At 73.7% G+C, this 17261-nt stretch carries 21 protein-coding genes; 9 read left to right on the top strand and 12 right to left on the bottom strand.

Going from position 1 to position 17261, the window contains the following annotated elements:
* Positions 1-195: 195 nt before the first annotated feature.
* Complete coding sequence (locus tag ACFXMG_RS30630) at positions 196-1401, top strand: saccharopine dehydrogenase family protein (RefSeq protein ID WP_383820043.1); 1206 nt, start codon at positions 196-198, stop codon at positions 1399-1401.
* A gap of 43 nt (positions 1402-1444) precedes the next feature.
* Here the strand turns inward: ACFXMG_RS30630 and ACFXMG_RS30625 are convergent, their stop codons facing one another.
* From ACFXMG_RS30625 to ACFXMG_RS30615, 3 genes are all read right to left on the bottom strand, one after another.
* Positions 1445-1876, bottom strand: coding sequence for a RidA family protein (locus ACFXMG_RS30625; RefSeq protein WP_383820045.1), 432 nt, complete (start codon positions 1874-1876; stop codon positions 1445-1447).
* Between the two features lie 99 nt (positions 1877-1975).
* On the bottom strand, positions 1976-2188 hold the full coding sequence (mmpA, locus tag ACFXMG_RS30620) for a morphogenic membrane protein MmpA (protein ID WP_383820046.1): 213 nt from the start codon (positions 2186-2188) through the stop codon (positions 1976-1978).
* Positions 2189-2257: 69 nt separating this feature from the next.
* Positions 2258-2953 (bottom strand): endonuclease V, encoded by a 696-nt coding sequence (locus ACFXMG_RS30615; protein WP_383820049.1) that lies wholly within the window; start codon positions 2951-2953, stop codon positions 2258-2260.
* Between the two features lie 42 nt (positions 2954-2995).
* Here ACFXMG_RS30615 and ACFXMG_RS30610 point away from each other — a divergent pair, with 42 nt between their 5' ends.
* Both ACFXMG_RS30610 and ACFXMG_RS30605 read left to right on the top strand, forming a co-directional pair.
* A complete protein-coding gene (locus ACFXMG_RS30610; protein ID WP_383820051.1) occupies positions 2996-3553 on the top strand; it encodes an SMI1/KNR4 family protein in 558 nt (185 codons plus the stop codon).
* A 35-nt stretch (positions 3554-3588) separates the two neighbouring features.
* A complete protein-coding gene (locus ACFXMG_RS30605; protein ID WP_383820054.1) occupies positions 3589-3888 on the top strand; it encodes a YciI family protein in 300 nt (99 codons plus the stop codon).
* Positions 3889-3960: 72 nt separating this feature from the next.
* Here the strand turns inward: ACFXMG_RS30605 and ACFXMG_RS30600 are convergent, their stop codons facing one another.
* Positions 3961-5103, bottom strand: a complete 1143-nt coding sequence (locus ACFXMG_RS30600) for a WD40/YVTN/BNR-like repeat-containing protein (RefSeq protein WP_383820056.1) — start codon at positions 5101-5103, stop codon at positions 3961-3963.
* 131 nt (positions 5104-5234) lie between these two features.
* Between ACFXMG_RS30600 and ACFXMG_RS30595 the strand changes: the two genes are divergently transcribed.
* The 3 genes from ACFXMG_RS30595 to ACFXMG_RS30585 all read left to right on the top strand — a co-directional run bounded on the left by ACFXMG_RS30595 (position 5235) and on the right by ACFXMG_RS30585 (position 8213).
* Positions 5235-5753: a (4Fe-4S)-binding protein gene (locus ACFXMG_RS30595; protein ID WP_383820059.1), complete on the top strand. Its 519-nt coding sequence runs from the start codon at positions 5235-5237 to the stop codon at positions 5751-5753.
* Between the two features lie 140 nt (positions 5754-5893).
* Positions 5894-6310 carry an SsgA family sporulation/cell division regulator gene (locus ACFXMG_RS30590; RefSeq protein WP_383820061.1) on the top strand — a complete coding sequence of 139 codons (417 nt, stop codon included), beginning with the start codon at positions 5894-5896 and terminating at the stop codon, positions 6308-6310.
* A gap of 253 nt (positions 6311-6563) precedes the next feature.
* Positions 6564-8213 (top strand): ABC-F family ATP-binding cassette domain-containing protein, encoded by a 1650-nt coding sequence (locus tag ACFXMG_RS30585; RefSeq protein WP_383820179.1) that lies wholly within the window; start codon positions 6564-6566, stop codon positions 8211-8213.
* Here ACFXMG_RS30585 and ACFXMG_RS30580 read toward each other — a convergent pair.
* Complete coding sequence (locus ACFXMG_RS30580) at positions 8199-8675, bottom strand: ATP-binding protein (RefSeq protein ID WP_383820064.1); 477 nt, start codon at positions 8673-8675, stop codon at positions 8199-8201. The two genes, ACFXMG_RS30585 and ACFXMG_RS30580, sit on opposite strands and share 15 nt — an antisense overlap.
* A gap of 192 nt (positions 8676-8867) precedes the next feature.
* On the opposite strand from ACFXMG_RS30580, the gene ACFXMG_RS30575 reads away from it, so the two are divergent.
* The 3 genes from ACFXMG_RS30575 to ACFXMG_RS30565 all read left to right on the top strand — a co-directional run bounded on the left by ACFXMG_RS30575 (position 8868) and on the right by ACFXMG_RS30565 (position 11142).
* On the top strand, positions 8868-9713 hold the full coding sequence (locus ACFXMG_RS30575) for a helix-turn-helix domain-containing protein (protein ID WP_383820067.1): 846 nt from the start codon (positions 8868-8870) through the stop codon (positions 9711-9713).
* Positions 9714-9730: 17 nt separating this feature from the next.
* On the top strand, positions 9731-9961 hold the full coding sequence (locus tag ACFXMG_RS30570) for a hypothetical protein (protein WP_383820070.1): 231 nt from the start codon (positions 9731-9733) through the stop codon (positions 9959-9961).
* 206 nt (positions 9962-10167) lie between these two features.
* On the top strand, positions 10168-11142 hold the full coding sequence (locus ACFXMG_RS30565) for an acyl-ACP desaturase (protein ID WP_383820074.1): 975 nt from the start codon (positions 10168-10170) through the stop codon (positions 11140-11142).
* A gap of 27 nt (positions 11143-11169) precedes the next feature.
* Here ACFXMG_RS30565 and ACFXMG_RS30560 read toward each other — a convergent pair whose 3' ends face one another.
* The 7 genes from ACFXMG_RS30560 to ACFXMG_RS30530 form a co-directional block, all read right to left on the bottom strand.
* Positions 11170-11424, bottom strand: coding sequence for a WhiB family transcriptional regulator (locus ACFXMG_RS30560; RefSeq protein WP_383820076.1), 255 nt, complete (start codon positions 11422-11424; stop codon positions 11170-11172).
* A 66-nt stretch (positions 11425-11490) separates the two neighbouring features.
* Complete coding sequence (locus tag ACFXMG_RS30555) at positions 11491-12573, bottom strand: LLM class flavin-dependent oxidoreductase (RefSeq protein WP_383820079.1); 1083 nt, start codon at positions 12571-12573, stop codon at positions 11491-11493.
* Positions 12574-12576: 3 nt separating this feature from the next.
* Positions 12577-13440 (bottom strand): ABC transporter substrate-binding protein, encoded by an 864-nt coding sequence (locus tag ACFXMG_RS30550; protein WP_383820082.1) that lies wholly within the window; start codon positions 13438-13440, stop codon positions 12577-12579.
* Positions 13437-14198 (bottom strand): ABC transporter ATP-binding protein, encoded by a 762-nt coding sequence (locus tag ACFXMG_RS30545; RefSeq protein WP_383820085.1) that lies wholly within the window; start codon positions 14196-14198, stop codon positions 13437-13439. The genes ACFXMG_RS30550 and ACFXMG_RS30545 overlap by 4 nt, the downstream gene beginning before the upstream one ends.
* On the bottom strand, positions 14195-15031 hold the full coding sequence (locus ACFXMG_RS30540; RefSeq protein ID WP_383820087.1) for an ABC transporter permease: 837 nt from the start codon (positions 15029-15031) through the stop codon (positions 14195-14197). Before ACFXMG_RS30540 ends, ACFXMG_RS30545 begins: the two co-directional genes overlap by 4 nt.
* On the bottom strand, positions 15028-16038 hold the full coding sequence (locus ACFXMG_RS30535) for an ABC transporter substrate-binding protein (RefSeq protein ID WP_383820090.1): 1011 nt from the start codon (positions 16036-16038) through the stop codon (positions 15028-15030). The genes ACFXMG_RS30540 and ACFXMG_RS30535 overlap by 4 nt, the downstream gene beginning before the upstream one ends.
* A 54-nt stretch (positions 16039-16092) precedes the next feature.
* Positions 16093-17109, bottom strand: coding sequence for an ABC transporter substrate-binding protein (locus ACFXMG_RS30530; protein ID WP_383820093.1), 1017 nt, complete (start codon positions 17107-17109; stop codon positions 16093-16095).
* Positions 17110-17261 lie beyond the last annotated feature (152 nt).

Raw genomic sequence — 17261 nt, 5'->3', positions numbered from 1 at the left:
CAGAAGTGTGTGACACCAATGATGTAACACCGGAGATGCTAGGAACGTGTTCCACTCGGCACAAGCCCCCCGGCCGAGCAAGCGCTTGGAAATTCGGCGGGGCCGCCGGGTCCGCTATCCTCCGCCGACGACGTGACGGCGAGGCGTGACGGCGAGACTTCTACGGCGGTACGAGAAGGCGGGAGGGGTGGCTCGATGGCTACAGGGGCGGACGCGGGGCGGGAGGCCGGAGCGCGGCCGTACGACGTGGTCCTCTACGGGGCGACCGGGTTCGTGGGCGAGCTCACCGCGGAGTATCTGGCCGAGCACGCCCCCGCCGGGTGCCGCTGGGCCCTCGCCGGGCGCTCGCCCGCGAGACTGGCGGCGCTGCGGGACCGGCTCGCCGCCGGCCGGCCGCACCTCGCGGACCTGCCGCTGCTCGTCGCCGACTCCGGCGACCCCGCCTCGCTGCGCGAGCTCGCCGTGTCGGCCCGGGTCGTGGCCTCCACCGTCGGCCCGTACGTCTGGTACGGCGAGGGCCTGGTCGCGGCCTGCGCGGACGCCGGCACCGACTACCTCGACCTGACCGGCGAGGCCGAGTTCGTCGACCTCATGTACGTCCGCCACGACGCCCGCGCCCGGGAGACCGGCGCCCGGATCGTGCACGCCTGCGGTTTCGACTCCGTCCCGCACGACCTCGGCGTGCTCTTCACGGTGGAGCAGCTCCCGGAGGGCGTACCGCTGCGCGTCGACGGCTTCGTCCGGGCCGGCGCCGTCTTCTCCGGCGGCACGTTCGCCTCCGCGCTGACCGCCTTCGGGCGCGGCCGCGAGATGGCCAGGGCCGCGCGCGAACGCCGCCTGCACGCACCCCGGTTGGTGGGCCGGCGGGCCCGCGCGCCGCTGGGCGCGCCCCGGTTCAGCACCGAGACGGGGACCTGGGCGCTGCCGCTGCCCACCCTGGACCCGCAGATGGTGGCCCGGTCGGCCGCCGCGCTGGAGCGGTACGGCCCCGACTTCCGCTACCGCCACTACGCCTCGGTGAAGACGCTCCCGATGGCGCTCGGCGGCACGGCGGCGCTCGGCACGGCCGTCGCGGCGGCCCAACTGCCCGCGGCGCGGCGGTGGATGATGGACCGGTACGAGGCGGGCTCCGGCCCCTCGGCCGAGCGGCGCGCCCGCAGCTGGTTCACGGTCCGCTTCGTCGGCGAGGGCGGCGGGCGGCGGGTCTTCACCGAGGTGTCGGGCGGCGATCCCGGCTACGACGAGACGGCGAAGATGCTCGCCGAGTCCGCGCTCTGCCTCGCCCTGGACCCGCTGCCGAAGGCGGCGGGTCAGGTCACGACGGCGGTGGCGATGGGCGACGCCCTGATCGCCCGGCTGCGGGCGGCGGGGCTGCGCTTCCGGGTGGCGCACGCGGAGTGACGCGTCCGGGCGGCACCCGCGGGGCGGCCGCCCGGCGTGGGGCTCACCAGCCGATCATGTCGGGCGCGGTGTGGTCGGTGACGACCGCGTCGATCTCGATCTCGACCAGCCACGCGGGGTCGATGAACCGGGACACCTCGATGAAGGTGCAGGCGGGGCGGACGTCGGCGAACCGCTCGCCGTGGGCGCGGGCGGCCTCCCGCCAGGTGGTGACGTCGGTGAGCAGGACGCGGGTGCGGACGACGTCCGCGAGGCGGGCGCCCGCCTCGCGCAGGGCCGCCTCGGCGATGTCGAGACAGCGGACGGTCTGGGCGTAGACGTCGCCGGGCGCGCTGGTGGTGCCGTCGGGCGCGATCGGAGCCGTACCGGCGACGGAGACGTACGAGCCGTGCCGTACGGCGCGGGAGAAGCCGATCTCCGGTTCGAGCGGGGAGCCGGAGGAGACGAGCCGTCGGGGTGTGGTGTGCAGGTCCATCCGCACATCCTTCCCACCCCGCGCGCCGGTCAAAGCCCGGCCGGAGGACGGTCTCGGGGGCCCCGCCGGCGTGCGTGAACCCCGCGCCTCACCGCCCGCTCATCCGGTGGTCCAGTCGGCGAGGACGTACAGGATGCCGCAGGTCCAGGCGAGCGCCGAGAGCGCGGCGACGGCAAGGGCGACGGGCAGCGCGCGGCCGCCGGAGCGACGGCGGGCACCGGGGTGACGGCGGGCGTCGGAGTGACGGCTGGCGTCGGAGTAACGGCGAGTGTCGGAGTAACGGCGGGCGTCGGTGGTCACGGGCGTGGTCATGACGGCCACTGTGCCGTGGGGGTCTGACAACGGGTATCCGTACGGATACTCAGCCGCTGCCGGTACTCCCTACGCGGTGGCCAGTGCCTCGGCGAGGGCGCGGCGGCAGAGCGCGTCCGCGTGGCGGGTGGTCTCGGGGATCCGGTAGCGCGGGGAGAGCGCGAGGGCGTGCGCGCAGGCGTTGTCGAGGGAGACGCGGTGTCCGACGGAGACGAAGACGGGTTTGACCGCGCGCCGGGTGCGCAACGCCCGTCCCACCTCCTCCCCTTCGGCGAGCAGCGGAGCGAAGTCGCCGCGGTCCGGGCCGGGTTGCTCGTACGAGAAGGTGAAGGGGTTCTTGGCGACGCCGATCGCGGCCCGGCCGGTGAGCACGCCGAGGTGGCTGGCGAGCCCGAACCGGCGCGGGTGGGCGAGGCCGTAGCCGTCGCACACGAGGAGTCCGGGATCGGCGGTGAGCGCGTCCAGCGCGGCGAGCACGGTGGGGATCTCCCGGAAGGCCAACAGCCCTGGTACGTAAGGGAAGGACACCCGCCCCACCGCGGTCGACTCCTCGACGACCTCCAGCGTCCGGGCGTCGAGTACCACGGCGGCCGCGGCGACGAGGTCGCGCTCGTCGTCGTACGCCACGTCGAGCCCGGTGACGTGGCCTTCCCCCACCGCGGGCCCGTCCTCGTCCAGCACCAGCCGCTCCCGCAGCCCGCGCTGCATGTCCCGTGCCGCCGCCTCGTCGGCGGGCCACCCCGCCGGAACCCCGATGATCCCCATGCGGACCACCCTACGGCGGCGGCACCGGGTAACCTCCCGGCCGTGACCGCGATAGACGACCTCGTACGCCTCTGCCCGCCGCCCGCCGAACGGCCGCCCGCCGTGGACTGGGCGGCGGCCGAACGCGCGCTGGGGGTGCCGCTCCCCGACGACTACAAGCGGCTGGTCGACACGTACGGCGCCGGGGTCTTCGACGAGACGGTGTGGCTGCTCACCCCGGGCGCGGTCCGCGACGACTGCGAACTGATCGGGCAGACGCGGGAGCGCGACGAGATCCTGGAATCGCTGTGGGAGATCGGCGAGGAGCGGCCCGTGGAGCTGGAGGAGCCGGGCGCGCGGGTGGTGCCCTGGGCGTACGAGGAGGGCTCGGGCGCCTTCCTGTACTGGCTGGTGCGGCCGGGTGTGCGTCCCGACGCGTGGCCCGTGCTCTACAACGAGGGGCGCGGCCCGCTCTGGGAGTACCACGGGCCGGGCTGCGCGGCCTTCCTGCACGCGGTGCTCACGGGCACGGCGGAGACGGCGTACTTCGGCTATCTGTACGAGGTGCGCAAGCCCACCGTGCACCGCTTCGAGACCGCCGCCTCGACCCTCGGGGCGTGATCGTCCCGGCGGGCCCCGCCGGTAGCCTTGGACGCATGTTCGTACTGGAATTGACCTACACCGCGCCCGTCGAGCGGGCCGACGCCCTCATGGACGCGCACATCGCCTGGCTGGACGAGCAGTACGCCGCCGGGGTGTTCCTCGCGTCCGGGCGGAAGAACCCGCGGGACGGCGGGGTGATCCTGGCGGCCGGGGTCGACCGGGCCGAGATCGAGCGGATCGCGGCGGCCGACCCCTTCAGCGCCGAGGGCGTGTGCGCGTACCGGATCACCGAGTTCTACGCCTCGAAGACCGTGGAGAGCCTGGCCGGCCACCGCGAGCAGCCGCCGGCCTGACATCCTCGCGCCCGGCACTCCCGTGCCCGGAACCCCCGTGCCCGACGCGCCCGCGCCCGACGCGCCTGGCGCTCAGCGGTGGGCGAGCCGGGCGACGCGGCCCTTCTCGCCCGAGGCCCAGCAGCCGCCGTCCGGGGTGCAGTCCACGGTGTCGTACGAGCCGGTGTCCACGGTCCGCCAGGTGCGGCCGCCGTCGCGGGTGAGGTCGGTGCCGGTGGGTCCGACGGCGAGGGCGGCGCCCTTGGCGTGCGGGAGCCAGGCGGCTCCGGAGCGGTAGGCGGGCGGGGGCGTGGCGGCCGGGGTCCAGGTGCGGCCGCCGTCGGCGGTGACGGCGGCGGCGCGCGGGGAGGGCTGTCCGGCCCGGTAGTCGCCGCCGGCCGCGAGGCCGTGGTGGCGGTCGCGGAAGGCGAGCGCGAAGACGCCGCGGGCGGGGTCGCCGGCCGGGACCGGGCTGTCGGTGACGGTCCAGGTGCGGCCACGGTCTGCCGAGTGGAAGACCCGGGCGGTGGCGGCGCCGCCGGTCGCGAACCAGACGTCGCTCCCGCCGCGGCCCGCGGTGACCAGGCACTGGCCGCTCGCGGCGAATCCGGCCTCGCCGGGAAGGGCGGCGGGCATCCCGGAGTCCGGCAGGACCGCCCAGGTGCGCCCGCCGTCACGGGTGGAGAGGATCCGGAACCGTCCGTCGACCGGGTCGCTCAGGGCGAGGCCGTGCCGACGGTCGAGGAAGGTCACGCAGTCGTAGAAGGCGCGCGGGTCGGTGTTGCGGAAGGACTCGGTCCAGGTGGCGCCGCCGTCCTCGGTGCGCAGCAGGCGGGACGCCTCGCCCTCGCCGATGGCGAGGACGACGGCCCTGCGGGCGTCGAACGCCTCGACGTCGCGGAGTTCCAGGCCCTCCCCGCCGGGCGGCGAGACGTCGCGCCAGTTGCGGCCGGCGTCGGTGGTGCGCAGGACGGTGCCCTTCGAGCCGGCGGCCCAGGCGGTACGGCGGTCGACCGCCGCGAGGCCCCGGAAGCGGACGTCGGTCCCGGTGGGGGTGAGCTGCCAGCCGATCCCGACCCCGGGGGCGGAGGCGGGGGCAGAGGCTGCGGGAGCCGCGGGGGCCGTGGGGATCGCCCCGGCCCGCGCGGGGGCCGCGAGGGTCAGCGCCAGCGCCGCCCCCACCAGTCCGGCCAGTCCCGCCGTCATCGTGCGTCGCGTCTTTCGCACAGGTGTCATGGCGCCGGAAGCTAGCGGCGGCGGCCCGGCCCGTCCAGAGGGCGTCGGGGGCGCCAGGTGCGCCGGAGTGCACCGGGTCCGCCAGGGGGCGCCGGGGTGCGGGACGCACCGGGCGTTTCTAGGCTGGGCGCATGAGCGAGGGAACGGCGGAGAAGGGAACGGCGGAGACGGGGCCGGAGTCCCCGATCGTCGAGAAGCCGCGGCTCAAGGAGTACGAGGGTGAGGGCATCACCGTCACGTTCGAGCCGCGCCGCTGTCTGCACGCGGCCGAGTGCGTCCACGGACTGCCCGAGGTCTTCGACCTGTCCCGCCGCCCGTGGATCCTGCCGGACGCCGCCGCCCCGGACCGGGTCGCCGAGGTCGTCCGCCGCTGCCCCTCGGGCGCGCTCCAGTACCACCCGGCGGAGGGCACCGGCGCGGAGGAGCGTGCCGGGGAGGAGCCCCCGGACGTCCCCACCACCGTGCGCCGCACCCCGACCGGGCAGCTGGTGGTACGCGGCGACCTGCTGGTCTCGGGCGAGCGCGGCGTCCGGCGCGAGACGCGGGTGATGCTCTGCGGCTGCGGGGCCTCGGGGAACCAGCCGTACTGCGACCACTCGGGGCCGTGCGCGGGTCCGCCCGAGGACGCGGAGGACGCCCGGGGGGCGTGAGCTTCCGTTTCGTCCCGCGGTGACGCACCTCACGTGGGGGGTGAATGCACGTTCCGGCGGTTCCGCACGTCTTCATGGGTGTCAGGTGCCCTGGTGTCGGGGAGACGCTCAGGATCGCAACCACGCGAGAGGAGTCCGCCGTGTCCGCCGTGATCGAGCAGCCCGTCCAGGCCCGTCTGGTCGCTTCCGCTCCCCGGATGGAGACCGTCCCCGCCACCCTTCGCTACGACCGCGAAGACCCCTACGCGGTGAGCATGGCCTTCCCTCCCCCGGCGACCCTGGAGGGCGTCGAGGTCTCCTGGGCGTTCGCCCGGGAGCTGCTGGTGCAGGGGGTCGAGCGGCCCGCCGGCGACGGCGACGTACGGCTCCGTCCGTACGGCTACGACCGCACGGTGGTCGAGTTCCACGCCCCGGAGGGCGTGGCGATGGTGCACGTACGCACCTCGGAGCTGCGTCTCTTCCTGGAGCGCTCGCAGCACCTGGTGCCGGCCGGGCGCGAGCACCACTACCTGGACTGGGACCGGGACCTGGCCGCGCTCCTGGGCGGACTGCCCTAGGCGCCGCCGTAATTCGCTTGCCTCCTCTCCGGGCGGGTCCTACGGTCGACGAGGTCAGATCGCCTCCCGATCGGAGAAGGAACGTTGTTCATCTGAGGTCCCGAGACACCGTGCCGCGCGCGTGCCCCCTGTGCCGTGCGTGCCGTTCTCGACCTCGGTGGACGAGCTGTTCCTCATGCTGGCCGCGCCCCCGGTGTCTCACGCGTCGCACCACGCCCACGCCCACACCGTGCTCGCGGCACCGGAGGCCCTCATGTCATCTCATCACCCCGTTTTTCTCTCCACCTCCTCCCTCTCCTTCTCGTGGCCTGACGGCACCGAGGTCTTCGACGGCCTCGGGGTGACGGTCGGTCCCGGCCGTACCGGTCTGGTCGGTACGAACGGTTCGGGGAAGTCCACCCTGTTGAGGCTGCTCGCCGGGGAGCTGACGCCCACCGCCGGTTCCGTGCGGACGGCCGGCGAGATCGGCTATCTCCCGCAGAACCTGGTCCTGGACACCGGCCGGCGGGTCGACGCGATCCTCGGGATCGACCGGAAGCGGGCCGCGCTGCACGCCGTGGAGGCGGGCGACGCCTCGGAGGAGCACTTCACCGTCATCGGCGACGACTGGGACGTGGAGGAGCGCGCCCGGGCGGCGCTCGACCAGCTCGGGCTCGGCTCGATCGGCCTGGACCGCACGGTCGGCGAGGTGTCCGGCGGCGAGTCGGTGCTGCTGCGGCTCGCGGCGCTGCTGCTGGCCCGCCCGGACGTGCTGCTGCTCGACGAGCCCACCAACAACCTCGATCTGTACGCCCGTTCGCGCCTGTACGAGGCGGTGGCGGGCTGGTCCGGGGTGATGGTGGTGGTCAGCCACGACCGGGAACTGCTTGAGCGGGTCGACCAGATCGCCGACCTCCACGAGGGCGGGGTGAGCTGGTACGGCGGCCCGTACTCGGCGTACGAGGAGGCGCTCGCCGCCGAACAGGAGGCGGCCGAGCGGATGGTGCGGGTCGCCGAGGCGGACGTCCAGCGGCAGCGGCGGGAGCTGTCGGACGCCCAGATGAAGCTGGCGCGCCGGAGGCGGTACGCGCAGAAGAGCTTCGAGAACAAGGTCGTGCCGAAGGTGGTGGCCAACACCCGCAAGGGCGCGGCGCAGGTGTCGGCGGGCAAGCACCGCAACCTGCACGCGGACCGGCTGGCCGAGGCGCGGGAGCGGCTGGACGTGGCGGCGGAGGCGGTGCGGGACGAGGACGAGATCCGCGTCGAGCTGCCGCACACCTCGGTGCCGCCGGGGCGCGAGGTGCTGCGGATCAGGAACCTGGAGCTGCGGTACGGGGCCCGGGTCGAGGGCGCGTTCGAGCTGCGGGGCCCGGAGCGGATCGCGCTGGTGGGCCGTAACGGGTCCGGTAAGACGACGCTGCTCAGGACGGTCGCCGGGGAGCTGGAGCCGGTGTCGGGGGAGCTGGAGACGCTGGTGCCGCTCCGTTTCCTGCCGCAGCGGCTGGACATCCTGGACGACGGGCTGAGCATCGTGGAGAACGTGGCCAGGTTCGCGCCCACGGCGTCGGGGAACGCGATCAGGGCCCGGCTCGCACGGTTCCTGTTCCGCGGTGCCCGGGCGGATCAGCCGGCGGGCACGCTGTCGGGCGGGGAGCGGTTCCGGGCCGCGCTCGCGGCGCTGCTCCTGGCGGAGCCCGCTCCGCAGTTGCTGTTGCTGGACGAACCGACGAACAACCTGGACATCGCGTCGGTGCGGAAACTGACGGCGGCCCTCCACGCGTACGAGGGGGCGCTGGTCGTGGCCAGTCACGACCTGACGTTCTTGGAGTCGCTGGGGATCACCCGCCGGCTGCTCCTCGACGGCCGGTTGCGGCCGACGTCGGCGGAGGAGCTCCGGGCGGTGCCGGGGTCAACGATGCAGTAAGGCCCAGGACTTGGTTCCGCCCTCGGGTGTCAGGGCGGGTGCCAGGCCCCAGTCGCCGCCGTGTTCCTCGACGGCCGCGGCCAGCAGCCACATGCTGCGGCTGCGGCTGTCGCGGCAGCGTTCGGCCTCGTCCGGTTTGTGGTGGACCGGATGCTGGTCGTAGAGGACGATCCGCAGGGCGTCGTACTGCCAGCGGATGCGCAGGGCCATCTCCCGGTCGGGGGTGAACCGGTAGGCGGCGGCGACGAGTTCGGAGGCGGCGAGGGAGGCGGTGTCGCCGAGTTCGGCGAGACCGTGGCGGGTGAGGAGGCCGTGGACGGCCCCGCGGGCGAGGCCCGCGCAGTAGGCGCCACCGGGGAGCAGCATCGAGTAGCTGAGGTTCTCCGTGGCGGGGGGTATGGGCCCGGCCGCCGTGACGGCGGCCGGAAGGCAACGCAGGGCGCCCTTCATCGGATTGCTCACATTTCCTGTACATGGGGGTGCTCTGCACACGGTCGCGGTCGCCCCGTGTGAGACTTGCGCTACCGACCGTAGCGCAGAAGCGGAGCACAGTGCTACTACTTGCACGTAGTGGCGCCGTTTCCGGACAGAGAGCGATCGGCGGCGCGGGAACGGGGGCGGCAGGGGCCGCCCGGCAGGACGAGGGAGAACGACGTGCCACCCAGGAGCAGCCCCACCGCGCGCCAGCAGCGGCTCGGCGCAGAACTGCGCAAACTGCGCGAACAGTCGGGGATGTCGGCCCAGCAGGCCGCCGCCCTCCTGGGCGTCGACCGCACCCGCATCCCCAACGTGGAGTCCGGCCGCTTCGGCATCAGCCCCGAGCGGGTGCGGACCCTGGCCTTCAACTACGGCTGCCCCGACACGGGCCTGGTCGACCTGCTCGCCTCCATGGCGCAGGAGCGGGACCGCGGCTGGTGGGAGGAGCACCGCGGACTCCTCCCGCCGGCCCTCCTGGACATCGCCGAACTGGAGTTCCACGCGGCCGAGTTGTCCACCGTCGTGACCACCCACATCCCGGGCCTCCTCCAGACCGAGGAGCAGGCACGGGCGGTCTTCGACACCGCCGTGCCCCTCCTGCCCGGCCCCGACCTGGAGGCCCGGCTCGCCCTGCGGCTGCGCCGCCAGGAGGTCCTGGACCGGCCGGTGCCGTACGAGGCCGTGATCCACGAGGCGGCGCTGCGCATGCAGTTCGGCGGTCCCAAGGTCGCCCGCGCCCAGCTCGAACACATCCTGGAGCAGTCCGAGCGGCCCACCGTCACCGTGCGGGCCATCCCGTTCGCCGCCGGGGGTTTCCCCGGGGCCGGACAGTCGTTCACCTATGTGTCCGCGCCCGTACCGCAGCTCGACACCGTGCAGCTCGACTCCTCGCACGGCTCGATGCTCCTCGACGCCGACATGAAGCTGCGCCGGTACCAGGGGCTGCTGGAACGGCTGCGCGGACTGGCCCTGTCCACCGCCGACTCCCGCGCGTTCATCCGCTCGATAGCCCTGGACCTGTGAAGGACCCCCGACACACCATGAACGTCACCGTGAACGTCACCGCCCCCGCCCACGCCGCCGTCGACATCGCCTGGGGCGACGCCTTCTGCAGCGAGGGGGCCAACTGCTTCCGCTTCGGCCTCGACGACTCCGGCCGGGCCTACATCGGCTCGACCCTCGCCCCGGGCGAGTACGTCAGCGACTCGGTGGAGGCGCTGCGCGCGCTGATCTCCGCGGTGAAGTCCGGCGCGGCCGATCATCTGCTCTGAGTAGCCGATCAGTTGTTCACGGGTGACCGCCCGGGACGTGACCTGCGTCTCTTTTGGCTGACGCGAGCTGCGTACATAACGGAACGTAACCGGACATCGTTCAAGTGGGGCTTGGTCGCCGCCTTACGGAGCCTTAACCTACGGTCTCGTAACCTACGAAGCCGTAGGTAGTTCCGTTTGCCCTTTCTCCGTCCCCAGGAGTCCCCGTGACGCTCACCTCTCCCCACCTCGGCAGCTCGGCAGGGTGGACCGACGCCCGCTTGCTGTACGCGCTGGAAGAGGTGGTGGAGAAGGAGCTCAACCGGCACCTCAAGGTCGTCAAGGACTGGATGCCGCACGAGTACGTGCCGTGGTCGGACGCCCGGAACTTCCCGGGCTTCTTCGAGGACGGCGAGGCGTGGGACCCGGCGCAGTCCAAGGTCACGGACATAGGGAAGACCGCGCTCGTGGTCAACCTCCTGACCGAGGACAACCTGCCGAGCTACCACCACGAGATCGCCAGCCTCTTCGGCCGCGACGGCGCCTGGGGCACCTGGGTGCACCGCTGGACCGCGGAGGAGGGCCGGCACGGCATCGTCATGCGCGACTACCTGCTCGCCTCCCGCGCCGTCGACCCGGACAAGCTGGAGCAGTTCCGGATGTCGCACATGAGCGAGGGTTTCGAGTCGGACAACCGCCACTCGATGCTGCACTCCGTGGCGTACGTGGCCTTCCAGGAGCTCGCCACCCGCATCTCGCACCGCAACACCGGCCACCAGTCCGGCGACCCCGTCTGCGACCGGATGCTCGCCCGCATCGCGCTCGACGAGAACCTGCACATGATCTTCTACCGCAACCTGCTGAAGGCCGCCCTGGAGATCGCCCCCGACCTGTCGATGCAGGCCGTCCGGGACGTGGTGGTCGACTTCCGGATGCCCGGACACGGCATCCCCGGCTTCGAGCGGGCCGCCGCGCAGATGGCGATCGGCGAGATCTACAACATGCGCATCCACCACGACGACGTCCTGGAGCCGGTCCTGCGGCACCTGAAGGTCCTGGACATCACCGGTCTCGGCCCCGACGGGCTGCGCGCCCAGGAGGAGCTGGGCCTCTACATGAACGGGCTGGACGCGGAGGCCACGAAGTTCGACGCGAAGCTCGCCGCCCGCAAGGCCCGGATGGCCGCGCGCGCCGCCGGCTGAGCACCGCCGCACTCCCCCGGGGGCGGTTCAGGAGCGCTGTGCGCGCCTGAGCCGCCCCCGCTCCTTCTCCGAGAGGCCGCCCCACACCCCGAAGCGCTCGTCGTGCGTGAGCGCGTAGTCCAGGCACGCGAGGCGCCCCTCGCAGGCCCCGCAGAGCTGCTTGGCCTCGCGGGTCGACGAGCCGGGGGCCGGGAAGAAGAACTCCGGTCCGGCCTGGGCGCACAGGGCGTTCTCGCGCCAGGAGAGGTCGGGGGCGGTGAGCACGTCGGTATCCGTCTGCATGCCCCTACCGTCTCGTGACGGCGTAAACACGCCCTCAACGTTCGATCAATGGCGCACGCCCGGCGGTCACGGCCGCACGCCCAGCGCCGGCAGCACCGTCTCCGCGACCCGGTACGCCTCCTCCAGGAGCGGGTTGCCGGACAGGATGAAGGTGTCCGCGCCCAGCTCCCGGAACTCCTGGAGCCGCTCCACGACCTGGGCCGTGGAGCCCACGACCGCCGTGCCGGGCCCTGGCCGGAAGAGGCTCATGCCCGGCCACAGGTTGGGGTACGTCTCCAGCTCCCGGGCCCGGGCCGGGACCCGCCCGCCGTGCTGGCGGAACTGCCGCTCCCAGCCCACGCCGTCCTCCCCCGCCCGCTCGCCGAGCTGACGGGCGTACGTCGCCGCGCTGGTCACGTCGAGGAGCCGGTCGGCCGCGGCCCACGCCTCGTCCTCCGTGTCCCGCACGATCAGGTGGAGGCGAAGCCCGATGCGCAGGGTCCGCCCGTACGCGGCCGCCCGGGCGCGCACGTGGTCGAGCTTCTCCTTCAGCAGGTGCGGCGGCTCGCCCCAGGTCAGATAGACGTCGACGTGCTCGGCGGCCATCTCGACGCCGGGCGCCGAGGAGCCGCCGAACCAGAGCGGGACGTGCGGCGCCTGCACCGGGCGCAGGTCCCGGAAGGAGGCGCCCGCGTTCCTGAGGTCGTAGAAGCGCCCCTTGTGGTCGAAGACCTCGCCGGCCGTGAGCCGCTTCACGATCGACCAGTACTCGGCGCTCAGCTCGTACCGCTCGTCGTGTCCGACGTGGAGCCCGTACTCCTGGAGGGAGGCGGTCGAGCCGTTGACAACGTTGAAGCGGAGCCGGCCGCCGAAGAGGTTGTCGAAGGTGAGGGCCGTCTTGGCGAGCAGGGTGGGCGAGATCAGGCCGGGGTGGACGGCGAGCAGCGGCTTGAAGCGGGTGCTGGTGGAGGCGGCGAGCGCCGAGCCGAGCGGCCAGACGTCGTAGAGGTCGGTGGCCAGCAGCGCGCCGGTGTAGCCGAGGCGTTCGACGGTGCCGGCCAGGTGCTGGAGGTAGCCGAGGTCGACGGGCCTGCGGCCCTCCGGCTCCCAGGGGTAGGCGCCTTCGCGCGGGATGATGTACCAGAGGACTTCCGGTGCGGGGAGCGTCATGGGTCAGACCTTCCGGGGCAGCGCGTCCGCGACGGTGATCGCGCGCTCGATGAAGCCGGTGCGGTGGAAGACGTCGGCCGCCCGCTGCTGCTCGGCGAGGAACTCCTCGGTGACTTCCTCGATCGTCCACGGCAGGGCGCGCAGGGCCGTCTCCCAGTCCTCGGCGGTGCCGCCCTGGTCGGCGGCGGCGATCGCGGCGGCCTCGCCGGGGTGGGCGGCGGCCCACGCGTCGGCCCGGCGGAGCGCCCGGGTCAGCGCCTCGACCAGCTCGGGGCGCCGCTCGGCCAGGTCGCGGCGGGTGAAGAAGACGGACCGGTCGGTGATGACGTCGCCGGTGCGGATCAGGGTGCGCAGGCCGCCGGCGCGGCGGGCGGCGGCCAGTTCGGCGCCCTGGGCGACCCAGGCGGTGATCTCGCCGGAGCGGAGCCGCGCCTCGCTGCCGGAGTCGCCGCGCACCGGCGTGATGTCGGTGGCGTAGGAGAGTCCGGCGTCGTCGAGGGCCTGGGCGACGAGGTGGGTCTGCCAGGAGCCGACGGCGAGGTGGACGGTGCCGCCCTTCAGGTCTGCGACGGTGCGGACCGGGCTGTCCTCGGGGACGAGGAGGGCGCCGTGGTCGGGGCGGGGCGCCGAGATCGCGGTGTAGACGATGTCGTGGCCGGCGGCCTGGGCGGTGACGGGCGGGGTGGAGCCGGTGCCGCCGAAGTCGATGGTGCCGTCGGCGAGGAAGGCGCCGGTGCGGACGCCGTCGGTGTACGCGTGCCAGCTCACCGTCTCGCCGAGGGCGGCGAGCTCCTCCTCCGCGTAGCCGAGGCGGGAGAGGTGGTAGAGGGAGGGGTTGCTGCGGTGGACGCCGATGGTGACGGTCATGCGGAGAACTCCTTCTGGAGGGCGGGGGTTTCGGCCGGTGCGGGGGTGGTGGGCGCGGGGGTGGTGGTGTGGACGCCGAGGTCGGCGAGGAGGCGGCGGCGCAGGGCGACCACGCCGGCGTCGCCGGGGTCGCGGGGGTGGGTGACGGTGACGGGTTCGTCGGTGACGAGCCGGCCGTCGCGCAGGACGGCGACCCGGTCGGCGAGCCGCACGGCCTCGTCGACGTCATGGGTGACGAGCAGGACGGCGGGCCGGTGGATCCGGCGCAGTTCGCCGACGAGGTCCTGCATCCGGAGCCGGGTCAGCGCGTCGAGGGCGGCGAACGGCTCGTCGAGCAGCAGGAGTTCCGGCTCGCGGACCAACGCCCTGGCCAGGGCGACCCGTTGGGCCTCGCCGCCGGAGAGGGTGGCCGGCCAGGCGTCGGCGTGCCGCTCCAGGCCGACCTCGGCGAGGGCCCGCAGGCCGGTCTCGCGGGTGGCGGCGCCGCGCGGCAGCCCGACGGTCACATTGGGGAGGACCTTCTTCGAGGGGATGAGCCGGGGCTCCTGGAAGACGATCGTGCGGGCCTCGGGGACAAGCACCTCTCCCCCGTCGGCGCCGTCGAGGGCGCCCAGGATGCGCAGCAGGGTGGTCTTCCCGCTGCCGCTGGCACCGAGCAGGGCGACGAACTCGCCCCGCCCGAGGGTGAGATCGAGGCCGTCGATGACGGCGCGGTCACCGAAGACCCGGCGCAGTCCCCGTACGCGTACGGCGGTCATCGTGTCGTCCCTCCGGGTCCGGCGGTGCGCCAGGGCATGAGGATCCGCTCCAGTCCGCGGACGAGGACGTCGGCGGTGAGGCCGAGGAGCCCGTAGACGAGGATGCAGACGGCGAGGATGTCAGTGCGGGCGTAGCTCTGGGCCTGCGACATCAGATAGCCGATGCCCGCGGTGGCGTTGATCTCCTCGGCTGCGATGAGCGCGATGACGCTGAGCGTCATGGAGAGGCGCAGTCCGGCGAGCAGCGACGGCAGCGCGCCGGGCAGCACGACCTGGCGGACGATCGCGAGGCGGCCGAGCCCGAAGCTGCGCATGGCCTCGACGAGCTTGCGGTCGGTGTTGCGGACGCCGCCGCTGGTGGAGACGTACATGGGGAAGGTGGTGGCGACGGCGATGAGCAGGATCTTCGCGGTCTCGTTGATGCCGAACCAGACCATGAAGAGCGGCACGAGGGAGAGGAAGGGGATGGTGCGCAGGGTCTGGAGGGAGGAGTCGAGGAGTTCGTCGCCGAGCCGGGTGAAGCCGGTGGTGATGCCGAGGGTGAGGCCGGCGGCGAGACCGATGACGAGTCCGATCCCGGAGCGGGTGAGGGAGGTGGCGAGGGCGTCGGACAGCTGCCCGTTGCCCCACAACTCCCCTACCGCGTCCAGCACTTGTGCGGGAGAGGCGAGGACGTCGGGGGTGAGGAGGCCGGTGGCGGACGAGGCCCACCAGAGCACGAGCAGGGCTACGGGTCCGAGGGCGCGGACGGTGACCGCGTACGCCCGGGAGCGGGGGCGGCGGACGGGCGGGCGGGGGGCGACGAGGCCGGCGACCGCCGGGGGCGCCGTCATGCGAGGGACTCGACGTCGAGGAGATGGGCGGCGATGTCGACCGTGCCGGGCGTGACCTTCTGGTCGGCGTAGAACCGGGCGACGGTCTCGAAGCGCGCGATGTCCTCGGGGCCGATGGGGTCGACCGTCCCGCCCTCGCGGGTGAAGTCGATCTGGACCTCCCTGGCCTTGCCGGTGACGGCGGTGGGGCCCGCGTCGGTGAAGACGTTGAGGTAGGCGGCCGGGTCCTTCCGCTCCTTGGCGCTGTGGTCGTGGAGGTAGGAGTAGAGCGCCTTCACGATCGCCGGGTGGTCCTTCGCGAAGTCCGAACGGACGGCGTTGAGGCTGTAGTTGTCGGAGCCGATGGCCGCCCCGTCGGTGAGGAAGCGCGCCTTGCCGCTGCCGATCTCGGCGACGGCGTAGGTGGACCAGACGGCCCACGCGTCGACCTGGCCGGCGTTGAAGACGGCGGCGGTCTGGTCGGGCCGCAGGTAGACGCGCTCCACCTTGTCGGCCGGGATGCCCTCCTTCGCGAGGGCCTTGAGGAGGAGGTACTCGCCGGTGCCGCCCTTGTTGACGGCGACCTTGCGGCCGACGAGGTCCTGGACGGAGTCGATGTCGGAGCCCTCGCGGACGAGGATGCCCTCGCCGACCGGGTCGGGGTCGGTGGCGGTGAAGAAGGCGAAGCCGGGCTTCTGGGCGAGGGAGGTGATGCCGGAGGTGATGGAGCCGGTCGCGAAGTCGAGCTGGTCGGCGTTCATCGCCTGGGCGGCGGGGGCGAAGGGCCCGGCGCTGCCGGTCCAGGCGACCTTCGCGCCGACGGCGGCGAGGGCCTTGTCCAGGCTGCCGTCCTGCTTGCCCCGGGCGAGGACCCCGGAGTTCCCGGGGTCGGGGATGCGGACGGTGACCGTGCCGCCCTTCGCCCCGCCGCCGCTCCGGCCGGAGCCGGAGCCGTCCGCTGGGTCGGCGCCGCAGGCGGTGAGGGCGGCGAGAGCCGCCAGAGCGGTGAGGCGGGAGAGTGGGCGCATGGCAGTCGTCCTTGGTGGGCGGAGTACGGAAAGGGGTGCGTGGGGGGGATCGGGTTACGCGACCGGGCTTGGCGACGGGGTGGCGGCGAGGAGCCGGTGGGCGCGGCGCAGCGACTCGGGGTCGGCCCACGCCCGGACGTCGACGGCCTCGGGGAGGAAGCCGTGGGCACGCAGGGCCGCCTCCTGCCGGGCCAGCAGGTCGAGTCGGGTGTCGGAGAGGTCGGGGTGCAGGGTGCGGTGGGTGCCGGTGCGGTAGGCGCCTGCGACGCCCTCCGCGCCCGCGCCGGTCTCCGCGCCGAGGATGCGGGCGACCTCGTCGGGCTCGCCGGCCGCCCAGTCGGCCGCCCGGAGCAGGACCGCGAGGAAGCGGGAGACCAACTCGGGGTGCCGGTCGAGGAGTTCCTGGTGGACGGTGAGGGGGCGCGGGGTGCCGTTGTTGACGCGGTGCGCCGGGTCGGGGAGTTCGTCGAGTTCGACGGCCACCTCGGCGCCGGCGCGCCGGGCCGACTCGACGGCGAGGGCGCCCTTCACGTACACGGCGTCGACCTCGCCCCGGCGCAGCGCGTCGAGCTCGGCGGCCCACTGTCCGGCGTGCCCGGCGGCGGGGACGTCGACGAGCCGGGCGTCGTCGAGCCCGAGACCGGCGGAGGCGAGGGCGCCCTCGAAGCCGCGCAGCGCCATGGCCCGCCAGAAGTCGATGGGCACCTCGTGCCGGGGCACGGCGAGCCGGAGTCCGCGCAGGGCGGCGGCATCCCGGACCGGGGAGCCGGGGGCGACGAGCACCGCCTGCCGCTCCTCGATCCAGGTGAGGCCGACGAGCCGGGTGGCCTGTCCGCGCGAACGGGCCCACAGGGCGGGGACGTTGCCGCCCTCGCGGAAGAGACCGGGGAGGTCGTGGGTGTAGTGGGTGGCGCGGTCGGCGCCGGGGTCGGCGTCCTGGAGCGAGCGGACGGCGATGCCGTCCGGCGCGAACTCGGCGGCCAGCCAGCCACGGTCGGCGGCGACGCCGGTGGCGGTGGGAACGGGGCAACGGGTGAACCAGAGCGTGCCGGGCACGCGGGCGTCGGTCATGAAGGTGTCCAGGGGTGAAGGGACGAAAAAAAGGAGGGCCCGCGCCGAAGCACTGCGGGCGCGGCGGGCACGGCGGAGACGGCGGCGCATGGCGGGCACGGCAGGCACGGCGGCGCATGGCGGGCACGGCGCAGGGCAGGCACGGCAGGCAC

It is taken from the genome of Streptomyces sp. NPDC059201 (assembly GCF_042754585.1).
Classification (GTDB): Bacteria; Actinomycetota; Actinomycetes; order Streptomycetales; family Streptomycetaceae; genus Streptomyces.
Note: the sequence above shows the minus strand (reverse complement) of the source record. Positions and strands in the feature narration are given on the sequence as shown.

What these genes read in the sequence shown, in the direction of transcription:
- ACFXMG_RS30630 (WP_383820043.1), top strand. Translation starts at nt 196, where the DNA reads ATGGCTACAGGGGCGGACGCGGGGCGGGAGGCCGGAGCGCGGCCGTAC.
- ACFXMG_RS30625 (WP_383820045.1), bottom strand. Translation starts at nt 1,876, where the DNA reads ATGGACCTGCACACCACACCCCGACGGCTCGTCTCCTCCGGCTCCCCG.
- mmpA (WP_383820046.1), bottom strand. Translation starts at nt 2,188, where the DNA reads ATGACCACGCCCGTGACCACCGACGCCCGCCGTTACTCCGACACTCGC.
- ACFXMG_RS30615 (WP_383820049.1), bottom strand. Translation starts at nt 2,953, where the DNA reads ATGGGGATCATCGGGGTTCCGGCGGGGTGGCCCGCCGACGAGGCGGCG.
- ACFXMG_RS30605 (WP_383820054.1), top strand. Translation starts at nt 3,589, where the DNA reads ATGTTCGTACTGGAATTGACCTACACCGCGCCCGTCGAGCGGGCCGAC.
- ACFXMG_RS30600 (WP_383820056.1), bottom strand. Translation starts at nt 5,103, where the DNA reads ATGACACCTGTGCGAAAGACGCGACGCACGATGACGGCGGGACTGGCC.
- ACFXMG_RS30595 (WP_383820059.1), top strand. Translation starts at nt 5,235, where the DNA reads ATGAGCGAGGGAACGGCGGAGAAGGGAACGGCGGAGACGGGGCCGGAG.
- ACFXMG_RS30585 (WP_383820179.1), top strand. Translation starts at nt 6,564, where the DNA reads ATGTCATCTCATCACCCCGTTTTTCTCTCCACCTCCTCCCTCTCCTTC.
- ACFXMG_RS30570 (WP_383820070.1), top strand. Translation starts at nt 9,731, where the DNA reads ATGAACGTCACCGTGAACGTCACCGCCCCCGCCCACGCCGCCGTCGAC.
- ACFXMG_RS30560 (WP_383820076.1), bottom strand. Translation starts at nt 11,424, where the DNA reads ATGCAGACGGATACCGACGTGCTCACCGCCCCCGACCTCTCCTGGCGC.
- ACFXMG_RS30555 (WP_383820079.1), bottom strand. Translation starts at nt 12,573, where the DNA reads ATGACGCTCCCCGCACCGGAAGTCCTCTGGTACATCATCCCGCGCGAA.
- ACFXMG_RS30550 (WP_383820082.1), bottom strand. Translation starts at nt 13,440, where the DNA reads ATGACCGTCACCATCGGCGTCCACCGCAGCAACCCCTCCCTCTACCAC.
- ACFXMG_RS30545 (WP_383820085.1), bottom strand. Translation starts at nt 14,198, where the DNA reads ATGACCGCCGTACGCGTACGGGGACTGCGCCGGGTCTTCGGTGACCGC.
- ACFXMG_RS30540 (WP_383820087.1), bottom strand. Translation starts at nt 15,031, where the DNA reads ATGACGGCGCCCCCGGCGGTCGCCGGCCTCGTCGCCCCCCGCCCGCCC.
- ACFXMG_RS30535 (WP_383820090.1), bottom strand. Translation starts at nt 16,038, where the DNA reads ATGCGCCCACTCTCCCGCCTCACCGCTCTGGCGGCTCTCGCCGCCCTC.
- ACFXMG_RS30530 (WP_383820093.1), bottom strand. Translation starts at nt 17,109, where the DNA reads ATGACCGACGCCCGCGTGCCCGGCACGCTCTGGTTCACCCGTTGCCCC.